Source organism: Ruegeria sp. HKCCD7296 (genome assembly GCF_013110775.1).
Taxonomy (GTDB): domain Bacteria; phylum Pseudomonadota; class Alphaproteobacteria; order Rhodobacterales; family Rhodobacteraceae; genus Ruegeria.
Genome location: NZ_WVRF01000007.1, coordinates 50,241 through 64,422, shown reverse-complemented (window position 1 = coordinate 64,422; position 14,182 = coordinate 50,241). Strand labels below are relative to the sequence as shown.

The 14,182-nt window shown below is 57.9% G+C and carries 16 protein-coding genes; 11 read left to right on the top strand and 5 right to left on the bottom strand.

What is annotated here, in order from left to right; all coding sequences use genetic code 11:
• Nucleotides 1–9 precede the first annotated feature (9 nt).
• Nucleotides 10–2,463, bottom strand: a complete 2,454-nt coding sequence (hrpB, locus tag GS632_RS11455; protein WP_171721873.1) for an ATP-dependent helicase HrpB — start codon at nt 2,461–2,463, stop codon at nt 10–12.
• Nucleotides 2,464–2,636: 173 nt separating this feature from the next.
• Here hrpB and meaB point away from each other — a divergent pair, with 173 nt between their 5' ends.
• The 5 genes from meaB to GS632_RS11430 all read left to right on the top strand — a co-directional run bounded on the left by meaB (nt 2,637) and on the right by GS632_RS11430 (nt 5,375).
• Nucleotides 2,637–3,608, top strand: a complete 972-nt coding sequence (gene meaB, locus GS632_RS11450; protein WP_171238181.1) for a methylmalonyl Co-A mutase-associated GTPase MeaB — start codon at nt 2,637–2,639, stop codon at nt 3,606–3,608.
• Between the two features lie 185 nt (nt 3,609–3,793).
• A complete protein-coding gene (gene rpmB / locus GS632_RS11445) occupies nt 3,794–4,081 on the top strand; it encodes a 50S ribosomal protein L28 (RefSeq protein WP_171094054.1) in 288 nt (95 codons plus the stop codon).
• Nucleotides 4,082–4,271: 190 nt separating this feature from the next.
• Complete coding sequence (locus GS632_RS11440; protein ID WP_171235250.1) at nt 4,272–4,421, top strand: hypothetical protein; 150 nt, start codon at nt 4,272–4,274, stop codon at nt 4,419–4,421.
• A gap of 68 nt (nt 4,422–4,489) precedes the next feature.
• Nucleotides 4,490–4,840 carry a hypothetical protein gene (locus tag GS632_RS11435; protein ID WP_171238182.1) on the top strand — a complete coding sequence of 117 codons (351 nt, stop codon included), beginning with the start codon at nt 4,490–4,492 and terminating at the stop codon, nt 4,838–4,840.
• Nucleotides 4,841–4,883: 43 nt separating this feature from the next.
• The gene (locus tag GS632_RS11430) at nt 4,884–5,375 is read left to right on the top strand and encodes a copper chaperone PCu(A)C (RefSeq protein ID WP_171238183.1); all 492 of its coding nucleotides are present in this window, start codon (nt 4,884–4,886) and stop codon (nt 5,373–5,375) included.
• Nucleotides 5,376–5,466: 91 nt separating this feature from the next.
• On the opposite strand, the gene GS632_RS11425 is transcribed toward GS632_RS11430, so the two are convergent.
• Together GS632_RS11425 and GS632_RS11420 are read right to left on the bottom strand one after the other, a co-directional pair.
• Nucleotides 5,467–6,075 (bottom strand): HdeD family acid-resistance protein, encoded by a 609-nt coding sequence (locus GS632_RS11425; RefSeq protein WP_171235247.1) that lies wholly within the window; start codon nt 6,073–6,075, stop codon nt 5,467–5,469.
• Nucleotides 6,076–6,135: 60 nt separating this feature from the next.
• Nucleotides 6,136–6,834 (bottom strand): NAD-dependent deacylase, encoded by a 699-nt coding sequence (locus GS632_RS11420; RefSeq protein WP_171238184.1) that lies wholly within the window; start codon nt 6,832–6,834, stop codon nt 6,136–6,138.
• A 27-nt stretch (nt 6,835–6,861) separates the two neighbouring features.
• On the opposite strand from GS632_RS11420, the gene GS632_RS11415 reads away from it, so the two are divergent.
• Nucleotides 6,862–7,305, top strand: coding sequence for a low molecular weight protein-tyrosine-phosphatase (locus GS632_RS11415; protein WP_171177747.1), 444 nt, complete (start codon nt 6,862–6,864; stop codon nt 7,303–7,305).
• Here GS632_RS11415 and GS632_RS11410 read toward each other — a convergent pair.
• Both GS632_RS11410 and GS632_RS11405 read right to left on the bottom strand, forming a co-directional pair.
• A complete protein-coding gene (locus GS632_RS11410; protein ID WP_171721856.1) occupies nt 7,302–8,255 on the bottom strand; it encodes a LysR family transcriptional regulator in 954 nt (317 codons plus the stop codon). The genes GS632_RS11415 and GS632_RS11410 overlap by 4 nt on opposite strands.
• Before the next feature lie 66 nt (nt 8,256–8,321).
• Entirely contained in the window at nt 8,322–8,630 is a 309-nt protein-coding gene (locus GS632_RS11405; RefSeq protein WP_171177743.1) for a hypothetical protein, read from the bottom strand.
• A gap of 264 nt (nt 8,631–8,894) precedes the next feature.
• On the opposite strand from GS632_RS11405, the gene GS632_RS11400 reads away from it, so the two are divergent.
• From GS632_RS11400 to GS632_RS11380, 5 genes are all read left to right on the top strand, one after another.
• The gene (locus tag GS632_RS11400; protein WP_171238186.1) at nt 8,895–9,425 is read left to right on the top strand and encodes a hypothetical protein; all 531 of its coding nucleotides are present in this window, start codon (nt 8,895–8,897) and stop codon (nt 9,423–9,425) included.
• Between the two features lie 118 nt (nt 9,426–9,543).
• Nucleotides 9,544–11,343: a translation elongation factor 4 gene (lepA, locus tag GS632_RS11395; protein ID WP_171238187.1), complete on the top strand. Its 1,800-nt coding sequence runs from the start codon at nt 9,544–9,546 to the stop codon at nt 11,341–11,343.
• Nucleotides 11,344–11,523: 180 nt separating this feature from the next.
• Nucleotides 11,524–12,144, top strand: a complete 621-nt coding sequence (locus tag GS632_RS11390; RefSeq protein WP_171721857.1) for a hypothetical protein — start codon at nt 11,524–11,526, stop codon at nt 12,142–12,144.
• A gap of 258 nt (nt 12,145–12,402) precedes the next feature.
• On the top strand, nt 12,403–12,723 hold the full coding sequence (locus GS632_RS11385; RefSeq protein WP_171238189.1) for a hypothetical protein: 321 nt from the start codon (nt 12,403–12,405) through the stop codon (nt 12,721–12,723).
• A 107-nt stretch (nt 12,724–12,830) separates the two neighbouring features.
• Nucleotides 12,831–13,280, top strand: coding sequence for a hypothetical protein (locus GS632_RS11380; RefSeq protein WP_171721858.1), 450 nt, complete (start codon nt 12,831–12,833; stop codon nt 13,278–13,280).
• The last annotated feature ends 902 nt before the right edge of the window (nt 13,281–14,182 follow it).

Below are 14,182 nucleotides of genomic sequence, written 5' to 3'. Positions count from 1 at the left end.
GGTCTTGCCTTAGCCGCGTCTGCGCTTTGCCCTCAACGTTGGGTCGGCTTGTGTTGGGTCTTCCGGCCACGGGTGTTTTGGATACTGGGCTCGCATATCCTTGCGCACGTCCGCGTAAGAGCCAGCCCAGAATCCGGGTAGATCGCGGGTGATCTGGATCGGACGTTGCGCAGGTGACAGAAGGGTAATTTTCAGCGGCGCGCCCCCGACAACCGGGTGAATCGAAACGCCGAACAATTCCTGCAACCGGACCGAGATTTCTGGCACCGCTGCACTGTAGTCAATCGGCACCTTGCGTCCTAGCGGTGTTTCAAACGATCCCGGTGCACGGCGGTCCAGTTCTTGCGTCTGTGCCCAATCCAAACGGGCGCGCAGGGCGGGTAACAGGTCGAAGCGCTTCCAATCTTCCGCGCTTTTGACGCCTGAGAGCATCGGCAGCAGCCAATCCTCCAAGTCGGCCATCAGGCCTTCGACCGAGAAATCGGGCAGGTCGGTCCCGTCTGCGCGCACCAGTTCGACCCGGGCTGCCAGTCGACCGGCGGCCCCGTCCAGTCGCAGCCCTAGGTCGCGGACCCCGTCCAGCATGGCCCGCGCGACATCTTCATCCGGGACTTCCTTCCAGATACGATCATCCAAGGTGATCGCACCGAACCGTTCCTGTCGTCGTGACACAACCCGGCGTTCGCGTTTCGACCACGTGCAACTGTCAACCCAGGCGATTTGATCGGAAAACAAATCCCGGATCTCTTGTTCCGAGATCTGCGTGGCCATGCGTACCTTTGCTTCGCGCGGGTTGCCATCCGTATCGTTCACAACCAAGTAAGGCGCGCCCGCCAGCGTGTCACCATTGTCCAGAACAACGCCCTTGCCGCCCGACAGCAAATAGCGCGGTGCTTCTCCTATGCGCCGCTGTCCGACGCGATCAGGGTAGGCCAGGGCGACCATGGCCGCAGGGCTCAGGCGCTCGGACACGTTCTTGGCCTGCGCCCGCAGTCTTTTGGTTTCGGCCTGGATACGGTCTATGGCGCCCATATTCACCTGCCATACGCGGTTACGCTGAAACGCCCGCACGTCGCGCAACGCCTCTTGCCGTAGCGCGATATCGACCGGGGCGCCGCGCAAGGGGTCACGTTCAGCCATAAGTGCCGCCAATGGCGCAGCTTGCGAACCTGCGCTTTCCAACATGTGACCCAGCCGGGGGTGCAGAGGTAACGCGGCCAAGGCTCGCCCGTGATCAGTGATCCGCCCCTTATCGTCCAGTGCGCCAAGCATCGTCAGCAATGCCCGTGCCTCGGCCAGTGTTCCGTCGGGCGGCGGTGTCAAAAAGGCCAGATCATTGGCGTCCGCGCCCCACAACGCCAGTTCCAACGCCAGTCCGGTCAAGTCAGCTGCCTCGATCTCGGCGGGCGGGTAGGCGGCCAGCGCGCCTTCTTCACCTTTTGACCACAGCCTATAACACACGCCTTCGGCCACACGGCCCGCGCGACCCGCGCGTTGCGTCGCTTCGGCCCGCGTCACGCGTTCTGTGACCAACCTCGACATGCCCGAGCCCGGATCAAACCGTGCCCGCCGCGCTTGCCCCATATCCACGACCACGCGGATATCTGGGGTGGTCAAAGAGGTTTCGGCAATCGACGTCGCCAGCACCACTTTGCGCCCGCTTTTAGCGGGGGCAATCGCTGCGCGCTGGGCGGCAAAGGGCATTGCCCCGAACAATGGATACACGGCACAGGCTTCAGATAGTCTGGCTTTCAAGGCGGCCTCGGCCCGCCGGATTTCGCCTTCACCGGGCAGGAACACCAAAAGACCACCTCCTGTGGCGCGCGTTTCACGTTCGGCCTGTACCACCAGTTCTACCAGCGCATCCAAACGACGTGCTTGTAGCCCCAAGGGGCGATCCAGCCAGCGGGTCTTGACAGGAAAGCTGCGCCCCTCGGACGTGATCAGCGGGGCGTCCATCAATTGGCCAACGGGCTCGGCATCCAAGGTGGCAGACATGGCCAGCAGGATTAGGTCATCCCGCAGCGCACCTGCCACCTCGAGGCACAGCGCAAGCCCCAGATCAGCGTTCAAAGAGCGTTCGTGGAATTCGTCGAAAATCACCGCGCTGATACCGGGCAGGTCAGGGTCTGATTGCAGCATTCGGGTCAGGATGCCTTCGGTGACGACCTCGATCCGCGTGTCCTTGGACACTTTCGCATCGCCGCGTACACGGTAGCCCACGGTCTGCCCCGCGCGCTCTCCCAAAGTCTCCGCCATCCGCTCTGCCGCTGCCCGCGCTGCCAGCCTTCGGGGTTCCAGCATCACGATCTTGCCGTCGCACAGATCGGCCTCGAGCATCGCCAACGGCACCCGCGTGGTCTTGCCTGCGCCTGGCGGTGCCTGCAGCACAGCGCGTCCACGGGCACGCAAGGCATTCCGCAAGGCGGGAACGGCGTCATCTATGGGCAGGCGATTGGTCATGCGCACCTTATCCGCCATCGTGCTGGCGGCGTCCAGTTCCCGCACTTGCACAAGCAGCAGGCCATGAACGAAATGCCGCAGGATTTGTGTTGCGCGCAATTCCCGTGCTCTTCGGTCTGGACAAATACCCCCCGACCACGGCAACTATTCCTGCCTCTGGGAACGGAACAAGCATGCAGACAGACAGTTTAAGTGACAGGATATTGAACGGCGAGCGTCGTGCGCTGGCGCGTGCCATCACTCTTGTCGAAAGCAATCGTGCTGATCATCGGGCGCAAGCCAGCGAGCTTTTAACTCAGCTTGCGGGATCGGGACGTCAGGCGTTGCGGATCGGTTTGTCGGGGACACCCGGGGTTGGCAAGTCCACCTTTATTGAAAGCTTCGGCATGATGCTGACTGGGCAAGGAATGCGTGTGGCTGTTTTGGCGGTCGATCCGAGCTCGGCACGTTCGGGTGGTTCGATTCTGGGCGACAAAACCCGGATGGAACGCCTGAGTCGGGAAAAAAATGCCTTTATCCGGCCTTCTCCCAGCCAAAGCCACCTTGGCGGCGTAGCCCGTCGCACCCGTGAGGCCATCGCCCTGTGCGAGGCGGCGGGTTATGATGTGGTGCTCATCGAAACGGTTGGTGTGGGGCAGTCGGAGACGGTTGTTTCCGAGCTGTCGGATCTGTTCCTGCTGTTGTTGGCCCCTGCGGGCGGAGACGAATTGCAGGGTGTGAAACGCGGCATAATGGAGATGGCCGACATCATCCTGATCAATAAGGCTGATGGCGACCTGAAGGCCACCGCCACACGCACCTGCGCGGACTATGCAGGAGCGTTGCGACTGCTGCGTAAACGTCCGCAAGATCCCGAGGGTTTTCCCAAGGCCATGACCGTATCAGCGGTTGAAGAACATGGGCTGGAGCAGGCGTGGGACGAAATGCAATCCTTGACCCAATGGCGTCGGGACAATGGCATTTGGGAAGCCAATCGCGCGGCGCAAGCACGGTATTGGTTCGACCAAGAGGTGCGTCATGCTCTTCTTGCGCGCCTCGACACACCGCAGGCCAAGGCCGAGATGGAGCGTCTGAACGCCGAAGTCTCAGCAGGGCATTTGAACCCGGCAAAAGCGGCAGAGGAACTGCTCGGTGCGCTGACCTGATGGTCGGGTTTGGTCGGGGAGCCTACGGGCTGTGCAAAATAAAAGATTTCGCGCGGCCTGTCTTGACCCTCCCGGCGATTCCCACTACACGCATCCAACCAGTTTTCGGGCGCGACTTCGGGTTGCGCCCCTTGTGATTTGGCCAAGGGTCTGAAGCCCGGCCTCCAGAAACAAAGGAAGAAACCATGTCGCGCCGTTGCGAACTGACCGGAAAAGGCCCGATGACTGGCAACAATGTCAGCCACGCCAACAACAAAACCAAACGTCGTTTCCTGCCGAACCTGAACGACGTCACCCTGCAGTCCGAGACCCTGGGTCGCGGTGTTAAACTGCGCATCTCGGCAGCTGCGCTGCGCTCGGTCGACCACCGCGGTGGTCTGGACGCGTTCCTGGCTAAAGCCAAGGACGAAGAGCTGTCGGCAAACGCTCTGAAAGTGAAAAAGGAAATCGCCAAGGCGCAAGCCTCGGCCTAAGCCTTTATTCTCTTACGTAATTCAAGGCCCCGTACCCTTTTGGTGCGGGGCTTTTTTGTTCTGTGGCTATATGGCGGCAATTCGCATTGTTCCCGAATTCGAAATAATTTTTTCGATTGGTGAATTTCTTCACATACAGAGATTCGAATCTGACTTAACGTTAGGTCATTCATCAGGCGGGGGCCCGAATATGTCGTTAAAAAGTTTCTACATTTTTCTGTTTCTGGCCGCTGTGCTCCGCAAGGCAATTGCAGCCTGTGCGCAGATGCAGCGCAAAGTGAACCGGTCGCACACCAGCTTTACTGCAAGCGAAGTGAAACGACCTGGGGTGGACTACTGAAAACCGCTTCAAGCGCGACCCTTTAGCGCTTGAAGCGCCTTTGCACGCTGACCTATACCAAGGTCAGGATGAGACCTAAGACCGCCAGTATTCTGCCGTTTGTTTTATCCCTGCTTCTGGTGCTGACCGGGCAGGGTCTTGCCATGTCGCGCGGCATGAATAGTGCTGTTGGCCAGATGGTATTGTGCACCGGAAATGGCCCGGTCGCTGTCTACATGGATGAAAGTGGGCAACCTACTGCGCCACCGCACTATTGCCCGGATTACGCGCTGTCCCTCATGGGGGCAATTGCCGCGACCCATCCCACATTGCCCGCAGCGCCGGAACTTGCGCAACCCGCGCCATTGCGAGATGTGGGCAACCAGATCGCATTGCCGGTGCCGCGCGCTCCGGCCCGCGCGCCGCCTTCTATTGTTTAAAAACCCATCTTTTCTAAAGTTTTGAACAACAAGGAGAGGCGCGATGTCCCTCAAATCCAAACTGCTTGCAACCTTGGCTGCAGTCACGCTGGCCGTTCCCGCTCTGGCCGATGGCACCATCAAGGTGGATGACGCTTATGCCCGCTCTTCGGGCAAAACGGCCAAGGCTGGTGCCGCTTTCATGATGATCGAGAATCAGGGCGTCGCAGATGACCGTCTGATCGGCGCAACTTCGGACGCCGCGGCCCGTGTTGAGCTGCATACACACGAGGTCGGCGATAACGGCGTGGCCAAGATGGTGCATGTGGAAGAAGGCTTTGTCATTCCCGCTGGCGAAACCTACATGCTGAAACGCGGCGGGGCTCATGTGATGTTCATGGGCCTGACAGTGCCGTTCGAGCAAGACGCAATGGTGCCCGTCACTCTGATTTTCGAGAATGCCGGTGAGGTCGAGATCGAGATACCCGTTGATCTGGAACGTCAAGACAAAGGTGGTCATGGCGGTCACGGATCTCACGGAGAGAGCACGGATTAAAGCGCGCCTGTCTTTGCGCCACGTTGCACCTTTTCCATGCATCAGGCCGGGCATTGCCCGGCCTGAGTGCGTTTGTTCAGGGGGGTGGCTTTTATTTATTCACGGTTTTTAGTCCGACCCGATCACCCGCTTTTCGGAACCGGGAGGCCAGCCAGAACATGACAGCAGCAATTGCAAGCGCCGAAAATGCGATACCCCACCCAAGCGCCACCAATGCCACCGCTGGCCAGATCATCAGAACCAGCCCGACAACCAAGGCAACAAAGCCCGAAACCCGCATTGATCCGCGTTGCGGGTCTCGCTGGTGCATCTGCTGAGCGGCGGCCAGTGAACCGATCCCGATGATAAGCGCCCATGCACCCAACAGGAAAAAGGCAAGCTTGACCGTGCCTTCCGGCCAGATCAGCAGGATCAGACCGATCACTAGCGCGCCGATCGCGGCACCTCCTAAAACACCACGGCGTCCAACCCCAAAAAGAGTCAGGCCGCCATCCAGGATCAACAGTACTCCGACCAGTTGCAACAGCACGGCGATGCTGCCAGAGGGCCAGAACAGCGCAGCTATGCCAACAATCCCCGCCAATGCTCCACGCAGTAAAAAGGTCCACCAGAGATTGGATAGCTGCTCGCCCAGCAAGTCGCGCTGGGCCATGCTGCCATCCTCCAGGATTTCGCCGGTTTTGGGTTCTTGGTCGGCCATGGCTGATCCTCCAATCGTTTCGGGCGCAATCTAAGCAAAAAATATAGTGTTGTCTGCATCTTATGAGGGTCGTGCCAGCAATTGCTCTACCCAGTGAGGCACCGTTTCTGACGCCTTGCCAAGGATATATGTGTCAAACCCCGAGGCCCCAAGCGTTGGCTCCAGATTAATCTCGACAGTTTGCGCGCCTGCCGCTTGTGCCTCGTGCACAAAGGTCGCTGCTGGATAGACCTGACTCGATGTGCCAATGGCTGCAAAGAGCGACGCGCTGGCCAGATGGTCGTAAATCTCATTCATGTGGTAAGGCATTTCTCCGAACCAGACTACATCAGGACGGGCTGTTGGCCGGTTGCAGGAGGGGCAGGGTTCTGCGACCGCCATCTCGGGCGGGGCAGTCCAGCGGTGCCCACAGTTCGAACACAACGCGCCGGCCAAGGTGCCGTGCATGTGAATGACATTCCGTGCACCACCGGCTTCGTGCAGGCTGTCGACGTTCTGAGTGACAATCACCACTTCACCGGGCCAGTCGCATTGTAGCCGGGCCAGTGCTTTGTGGGCGGCATTGGGTTTCACGCCAGCCGCCTGAACGCGACGGGCATTGTAAAATCCCTGAACCAAGGCCGGATTGCGGGCAAAGCCTTCGGGCGTGGCCACATCCTCGATCCGGTGCTTGGCCCACAATCCGCCCTCATCGCGAAAGGTACCTAGCCCACTTTCAGCGGAAATTCCGGCTCCGGTCAGAATGACAATCTTTTCCATGTCCTCTCCACACGGTACAGCTTGCATATGTCACACCGTATCCTCTTTGTCTGTTTGGGCAACATCTGCCGGTCCCCTGCGGCCGAAGGCGTCTTTCGCGATCGCGCGCCGCATCACGCAACCGACAGTGCCGGAACCATGGGTTGGCACGCAGGCAACCCGCCTTACGGCCCCATGCAGGCCGCCGCAAAAGCCAGAGGATTTGACCTTAGCGACCTGCGTGCCCGACAGTTTACAGCCGCCGACTTTGATCGGTTCGATCTGATCATTGGCATGGATGCCAACAACATCGCGGATATTGAGGATCTGCGTCCTACGGGCAACGCCACGCCTGTGCGCCTGCTGACCGACTTTGCCCATGAAACCCAGTCTGATCATGTGCCTGACCCCTATTATACGCGGGATTTCGATGGTGCGCTGGATCTGATCGAAACAGCAGTAGCCGGCTTGGCCGCTCATCTGGAGCGCTAGCCGCCGATCACCTTCAACTGACCGTTCAGCCAGGGCAGTTTGTTAAGGGCCGGTTCGATGATCTGGTTTTGCATCAGCCGACGTGTCATACCTGCGACCTCCTGCGGGACCTGATCCGACCAATCGGTGCGGGCCAAAAGCGAGATCGTGCGAGAGAAATCTCCAAACGGGGCAGGGTGCGCCTCCAACCCGTCATGGAAGCGTGCCGCGCGCATGAAGCCCAGCGGCGTCGTGATTGCCCAACCCAAACCCCGCGCGACCATGGCCATCAAAGCCATGTGTGAGCCGATCTCGAACCGTTCCTCGAACTCTTTCCCGTCGCGCGCCATATGCGCTTCGATCTGGCGGCTGATCAGTTGCTCGCGCGCGTAACGCAGAAACGGCAAGCTCTCTTGCACGGCCTCGACCGCGCCCGAACCCTTTGTGGCCACCAGAATGAACGGATCGCGGACCAAAGGATACTCGATCACGCCTTCCAGCGCCTCACCGCTATGGGCGGTGATCGCCATGTGGAGGCGCTGCTCGGCCAAAGCTTCAAACAGATCGAGGCTCGACAAGGTGATCAGTTTGAATTTCGAACGGGTCAGGCTATCGGCCAGCAATGTGGCCAACCGTGGAGTCAGATCATTGTCGAAATCGTCGATCAACCCGATGGAAAGCGTGGTCAGATGACCCAACTCCATGACCGAAAGCTCGCTTTGGGCCACCTGCAATTCGGCCAGCACAGCCTCGGCCCGCGCCAGAAAGCTGCGCCCGGCCTGGGTCAGCCGCATAGGCCGCCGCCCGTGATCAACCAGATCGGTGCCTAGCGCCTTTTCCAAATTGCGCAGTTGCTGGGATACGGACGGCTGGCTGAGCCCGGTGATCTCGGCGGCCTGCGCTACCGATCCCGTCCGCGCCAAAGCCTCGAACACCTCAAGGCCCCGCAGGGTCAGCCCTTTCATCACCATCGCACATCCCTTTCGCTGCAACTTTTCTGAGGCGCAGCGTGGATCAGGTCAAGGATTTGCGGTGCGTTAGCTGCAGATCGCCTGCGCCATCTGGCCGAAGTTTTGATACCGATCCCACAGCGCATCATCACGCGCCGTGCGCGACATTTTCAGCTCTTGCGCCTGATGGGGGTCTTCGAACCACTTCGAGACGGTCTTCTGGTCACTGCGCGTCAGTGCCTGATCTGCCACGCGCTGAATGCAGCTGCACCGATCACGTGTGGCCGCCGCCCGATCCGACGCCAGGCAGGCGCGCTTGATCTGCGCGGCCTCAACCTGCGGAGCGATGGCCGTCATCGTTGCGGCACAGAAAGCGATTAAGAGGAACTGTTTCATGCTCATGCCTCGTTTTTGCCTGCCCTGAGGGATCTTGTGCCCCTCTCAGTCTGAGCGGGAGTATGAATCAAAGTGGTTAACGGATCAATCGTACGTTGCAAAAAAGTGATTGCACGAGTCGGAAACGCCTAGCCCGCAGGGCGGGCTTCAACTCGGCATTCATCTGAAAGAGTGTAACCCGCACCCATCGCGACATAGCTTGATTGCTGGACTATTGGCTATACGGTTGTTCCAACACTCAAGTTTATGAACGCGGAAGTTTTAATGAAACTAAAAACAACAGGACTATTCTTAATCGCGACTTTGATGTTTGTGTTCGGCATGGCAGAGCAAAGCACTGCTCAAGATCGATCAGACGACCTGGATAGACCTGTCAGAGTGCTCATTTCAGGCATCTCCGGTCAACTCGCCACTGAAGTAACCGGCGGGGATTTCAATCAGAAGATCGACTTCAACTATCCTTCAAAACAACTTTCTGATTTTGACCTTATGGTAATTTTTACCGACCATTTTTTTGAGGCTCTCGATGAAGAAATCGTAAGGGCGCTCGGATTTGTCGAAAGCGACTTTCAAAGTAATGATGAAGACAATTTTCTAACCGTATTGACGGCGGAGTTTGAGGGGGATGAAACACCATTCCCAATCCTCGTGATTAACCGGCGCCACTTCTATGCTCGGGATCGAACTTGCCATGTTCCTTTGCTTAGGGACCTAATTTTGAAAGCTGATTGGCGTGGCGTTCTTGATCGAGAGCGGGACTATAAGCTGGCTTCAGATTGCGGGAATTCATCGTAGGCTCAAGCAATTGTCAAACGGCTTGCCGAGGTGAACAAGTCGAAGGACGTTGTATAGTATCGTCGGCGCACTCAATCCACCTTGACCAACCCACGATTCCTCTACATATCCCCAACCCATGACAGACCTCGCTCATATCCGCAATTTCTCCATCGTCGCGCATATCGACCATGGCAAATCCACCCTTGCTGACCGGCTCATCCAAGAGACCGGAACGGTCAAGGATCGCGACATGAAGGAACAGCTGCTCGACAGCATGGATATCGAGCGCGAGCGTGGCATCACCATCAAGGCCAACACGGTCCGCATCGACTATACGGCGGATGATGGTGAGCATTACGTTCTGAACCTGATCGACACGCCCGGTCACGTGGACTTTGCTTATGAGGTCAGCCGGTCCATGCGCGCGGTCGAAGGCTCTTTGCTGGTTGTGGACTCGACTCAAGGAGTCGAGGCGCAGACTTTGGCGAATGTGTACCAAGCCATCGATGCCGATCATGAGATCGTTCCGGTGCTAAACAAGATCGACCTGCCGGCCTCCGACTGTGACCGTGTGGCCGAACAGATCGAGGATGTGATCGGCATCGACGCGACTGATGCCATTCAGGTCAGCGCCAAGACGGGGCAGGGCATCCACGAAACGCTGGAAGCCATTGTGAAACAGCTGCCCGCACCGCAGGGCAATCTGGATGCGCCGCTCAAGGCGATGCTGGTGGATTCGTGGTACGACGCGTATCTCGGCGTGATCGTTCTAGTCCGCATCATGGACGGCACGTTGAAAAAGGGGATGCGGCTCAAGTTCATGTCGAACAACACGCTGCACCATGTCGACCGCGTCGGCGTTTTCCGTCCCGAGATGGAGATGGTCGACAGCCTCGGCCCCGGTGAGATCGGTTTTCTGACCGCATCCATCAAACAGGTCCGCGACACCCGAGTGGGTGACACGATCACCAATGATCGTAACGGGACTGAGGACGCGCTGGACGGCTTCAAACCCGCGCAGCCGGTGGTGTTCTGTGGCCTGTTTCCTGTGGACTCGGCCGAATTCGAAGACCTGCGGGATGCGATCGACAAGCTGGCGCTGAACGACGCCAGCTTCAGCTTTGAAATGGAAACCTCGGCCGCGCTGGGCTTTGGCTTCCGCTGCGGCTTCCTGGGGCTTCTGCACCTTGAGGTCATCCGCGACCGCATCGAACGCGAATATGATATCGAGCTCATCACCACCGCGCCGTCGGTGATCTATCACGTCTACATGAAAGACGGTGAGATGATCGAGCTGCACAACCCCGCCGACATGCCCGACCCGTCCAAGGTCGACCATATCGAGGAACCGCGTATCAAGGCGACTATTCTGGTGCCCGACGAGTATCTGGGTGACGTACTGAAACTCTGCCAAGATCGCCGCGGCATCCAACTGGACCTGACCTATGCCGGTAGCCGCGCCATGGTCGTCTATGACCTGCCGCTGAACGAGGTCGTCTTCGACTTCTACGACCGCCTGAAATCAGTGACCAAAGGCTATGCCTCGTTCGACTACCAGATGACCGGCTATACCGAGGACAATCTGGTCAAGATGTCGGTGCTGGTGAATGACGAACCGGTCGACGCGCTGTCGACCATGGTTCACCGCGACCGGGCCGAGATGCGGGGCCGGGCGATGTGCGAAAAGCTCAAGGACCTGATCCCGCGCCACATGTTCAAAATCCCGATTCAGGCTGCCATCGGAGGCAAGGTCATCGCGCGCGAGACCCTGAGCGCCCTGCGCAAGGACGTGACCGCGAAGTGTTACGGAGGCGACGCCACGCGGAAACGTAAACTGCTGGACAAGCAGAAGGCGGGTAAGAAGAAGATGCGTCAGTTCGGGAAGGTCGATATCCCGCAGGAGGCGTTTATTTCCGCACTTAAAATGGATTCTTAATCCATTTTAAGTGCGAGTGCGCGAAAGCGTTTGGCGCAGCCAACTGCGTGCCCACGCGGCGGGGCCATTGTGCCGCGATTTTTCTTTCCGCAACTTGCAATTCCTCATGCAAAGAGTGTGCTTGAGTGAAAGTGCAGACTGTGATAAACTATTGAAATACAAATATTTTAGGCGTTTCCAATGAGTGATTATGATCGGCACTTTAAGCTAACCGAAACACGCGACCATGAAATTGTAGTGTTCGAAGAACAGTGCAGATCTCTCCGTAGAGAAATCCTTGATCGGCAACAGAGACGCTTCTTTATTGTTGCTGGCGCTGCGTTAGGAATACCTAGCGTTTCAGGTTTGAAAATTGCCGGTGTAATGGAAGGTACATTTTTGTACATCGTTCCACTTGTTGTTGTTGCAATGTCATTTCTGTTTGTCATTGAAGTTAATGGCATCGCGAGAGCCGGACGTTTCATTGAATTGCGTATTGAAAACCGGTTTAAGAACGTAGCGGGCTGGGAGCACTACCTGAAGGACCTAAAAGCCGCAAACGAGCTGACGCCTTCGGTCGTGAAGGTCGCAAACTCAAGCTTTCTGATCTTGATGGCCGTGTATTTTGTATTCTCGTCTCTAGTTTCCGCTTCCAGACTTTGGTTTCGAGAAGTTGGTGATGAAGGACGCTTTTTCGAGGCAGCTCAGACCAGTGGCGCATTTTGGTCGGTGACATATTCGGTATTCATGTTAGCAGTGTTTGTTGCCTGGATACACGAGATGTGGCCACACTTGAAGTTTTCGGCGGAAACTCAAAAGTAACCTCTTCAATCTCTCGAACTCTAACCACTTTACCGCCGGCCGCGCCGACCTGCCCCCATGGGGCGGAGCGTTTGCGCCCCGTGGCTCCGCCCGTTCGCGGCTGAATTCGTCCACTGGACGAATTCCAAGACGCCGCTCACCCCCTCGGGCCGGCGCTGCCCTCAGTTCTGATGACCTACCAACTGTGACCAACCTCACAGCCCATAGTCCTCCCACCTGCTATACTTGACCCTACGGCAACCTCGGCGGGAGGCCCCTATGTCCACATCCATGATCCCACTCATCGCCCTCGGATCGGCAGGTCTTTATTCTGTGGCCATGATCTCGATGAAGTTCTGGTGGAAACTCCCCGGTGTTGGCCTGACCCTTCTGATCGTCGCCACGCTGCTGGCCGCCGCAACTCTGGAACTCGCCGCGCTGCGCAATGAACGGTTGGGCATCATCTATACCGGCATTCTGGGGGCTGAGGTCGTGTTGATCGCCATCGCCTCATATTTCCTGTTTGGCGAGAACTTTTCTTATCGCGAGGGGGTCGGCATCGCGCTGGTCATTGTTGGGACAGCTCTGGCCTGGGCCTGATGCCCCATTCTAAGCTCCCGGTGAACCAATCATGAAGTTTCCCTTAGGTAAGTTGTAACCTGTGAGCGCCCTCCCAATCTGTTGACCAGACGAAAAGGAGAGAGCCCATGACCAGATACATGACTGTCGGAGCAGCCGCTTTGGCCACGACCCTCACCCTTGGAACGGCCGCTCTGGCCGATACCACGCCCGACCTGCGCGGCACGTGGCTGGGGTCTTACACGACCGTTCAACCCAGCCACTACTACAAGGGCGATCAACCCCGGTTTAATCAGGCCGAATGGATGCTCGACGTCCAGATGCAGGAAGACAATGTCTTCTGGGGGCCCAGCAAGTGGCGCCGTGATGGCGATACAGAATGGAATGAGTACGAGGCCACCGGCACCATAAGTCTCGATGGCTCGGGGTCTATTGGCATCGTTGAAACCTCACCGCTGGTGATCGGAGCCAATGCGCTGATCGATGCGCGGTATGAGGATGGCAAGATCTATGCGGATTTCCGTAGCCTGCGGAATGGAACGACCTACAGCACCGTTCTGGAACGTCAGGTGAAATGAAGCGGTTCCGGCCCGGCCGGACAGTAGGGGGTATGGACCGCCGCCCGATTGTCTGCGCGGCGGAGGTGTAGGTTAGCCAGCCGGGCCGGGCCGCTTCTCAGTAAAGCAACCATTGTCTCCACCAGGGGAGGTGGGCCGGGTGGCGCGCATTGCCCGCGACAGGGTTCGGTTGGTTTTGGGTCAGAATGCGGTGTTCCTCGACCCACGGGCATCTGGACCTCGCGGACCTTCAGCGCGGCGTTGCGTGCGGTGACTTACGCGCCATCCGGTCCCAGTTCATGCGATAGTCTGTTTCTCTCGAGTCTGAGTGCGCGATTCGATAGTTTGAGGCGCTGAGAACTTGTCAAACCCGGTGTTTTTCGGCCTACAGAGTGCATGTTGGCGTTCGCGCTTGCAGCATTGCGCGGAAAAAGGGCGGTTTCTACCCGTATTGACAAATGCTCCATCAACTGTGCGCAGTGCCGTGCTTTCTCGGATTATCCACAGAAGTGTCCCTGCGGATATCAACATTTTATCCCCGTCAATTTTTCATGCTGCAGTGCTATTTTCTTGTCCGAAGCCGGCCGGAATGCCAAAGTCCTGACACCGCCCAGGATCCTCGGAGCCAAAGGCGGTACGCAAAGGGCCGGAGGGTTGGAGTGATTGAGAGGGTCTTGGGATTTTCTCTGAACTTCAAAGACTTACCGTTGAGGTCAGGTGATAGCGGGCAGCCCGCCCACGTCAGTTGATCATCCTCTTGGTTTACCGATGCATGCTGTGTTTCCCTATGGATTCTCAGCAATCGCCAAAGTCCCTGGTGGGGCTGAGGCAAAAGGATCGGAACGTCCCTCGGGGCGCGCCGACCCGGTAAGGCGTCAGGCGTATCCGAAAGGGTACATGCAAAGACCGCGTCTGCGCACCTG

Coding starts and splice junctions, on each gene's coding strand:
- hrpB (WP_171721873.1), bottom strand. CDS start 2,463: ATGACCAATCGCCTGCCCATAGATGACGCCGTTCCCGCCTTGCGGAAT.
- meaB (WP_171238181.1), top strand. CDS start 2,637: ATGCAGACAGACAGTTTAAGTGACAGGATATTGAACGGCGAGCGTCGT.
- rpmB (WP_171094054.1), top strand. CDS start 3,794: ATGTCGCGCCGTTGCGAACTGACCGGAAAAGGCCCGATGACTGGCAAC.
- GS632_RS11440 (WP_171235250.1), top strand. CDS start 4,272: ATGTCGTTAAAAAGTTTCTACATTTTTCTGTTTCTGGCCGCTGTGCTC.
- GS632_RS11435 (WP_171238182.1), top strand. CDS start 4,490: ATGAGACCTAAGACCGCCAGTATTCTGCCGTTTGTTTTATCCCTGCTT.
- GS632_RS11430 (WP_171238183.1), top strand. CDS start 4,884: ATGTCCCTCAAATCCAAACTGCTTGCAACCTTGGCTGCAGTCACGCTG.
- GS632_RS11425 (WP_171235247.1), bottom strand. CDS start 6,075: ATGGCCGACCAAGAACCCAAAACCGGCGAAATCCTGGAGGATGGCAGC.
- GS632_RS11420 (WP_171238184.1), bottom strand. CDS start 6,834: ATGGAAAAGATTGTCATTCTGACCGGAGCCGGAATTTCCGCTGAAAGT.
- GS632_RS11415 (WP_171177747.1), top strand. CDS start 6,862: ATGTCACACCGTATCCTCTTTGTCTGTTTGGGCAACATCTGCCGGTCC.
- GS632_RS11410 (WP_171721856.1), bottom strand. CDS start 8,255: ATGGTGATGAAAGGGCTGACCCTGCGGGGCCTTGAGGTGTTCGAGGCT.
- GS632_RS11405 (WP_171177743.1), bottom strand. CDS start 8,630: ATGAAACAGTTCCTCTTAATCGCTTTCTGTGCCGCAACGATGACGGCC.
- GS632_RS11400 (WP_171238186.1), top strand. CDS start 8,895: ATGAAACTAAAAACAACAGGACTATTCTTAATCGCGACTTTGATGTTT.
- lepA (WP_171238187.1), top strand. CDS start 9,544: ATGACAGACCTCGCTCATATCCGCAATTTCTCCATCGTCGCGCATATC.
- GS632_RS11390 (WP_171721857.1), top strand. CDS start 11,524: ATGAGTGATTATGATCGGCACTTTAAGCTAACCGAAACACGCGACCAT.
- GS632_RS11385 (WP_171238189.1), top strand. CDS start 12,403: ATGTCCACATCCATGATCCCACTCATCGCCCTCGGATCGGCAGGTCTT.
- GS632_RS11380 (WP_171721858.1), top strand. CDS start 12,831: ATGACCAGATACATGACTGTCGGAGCAGCCGCTTTGGCCACGACCCTC.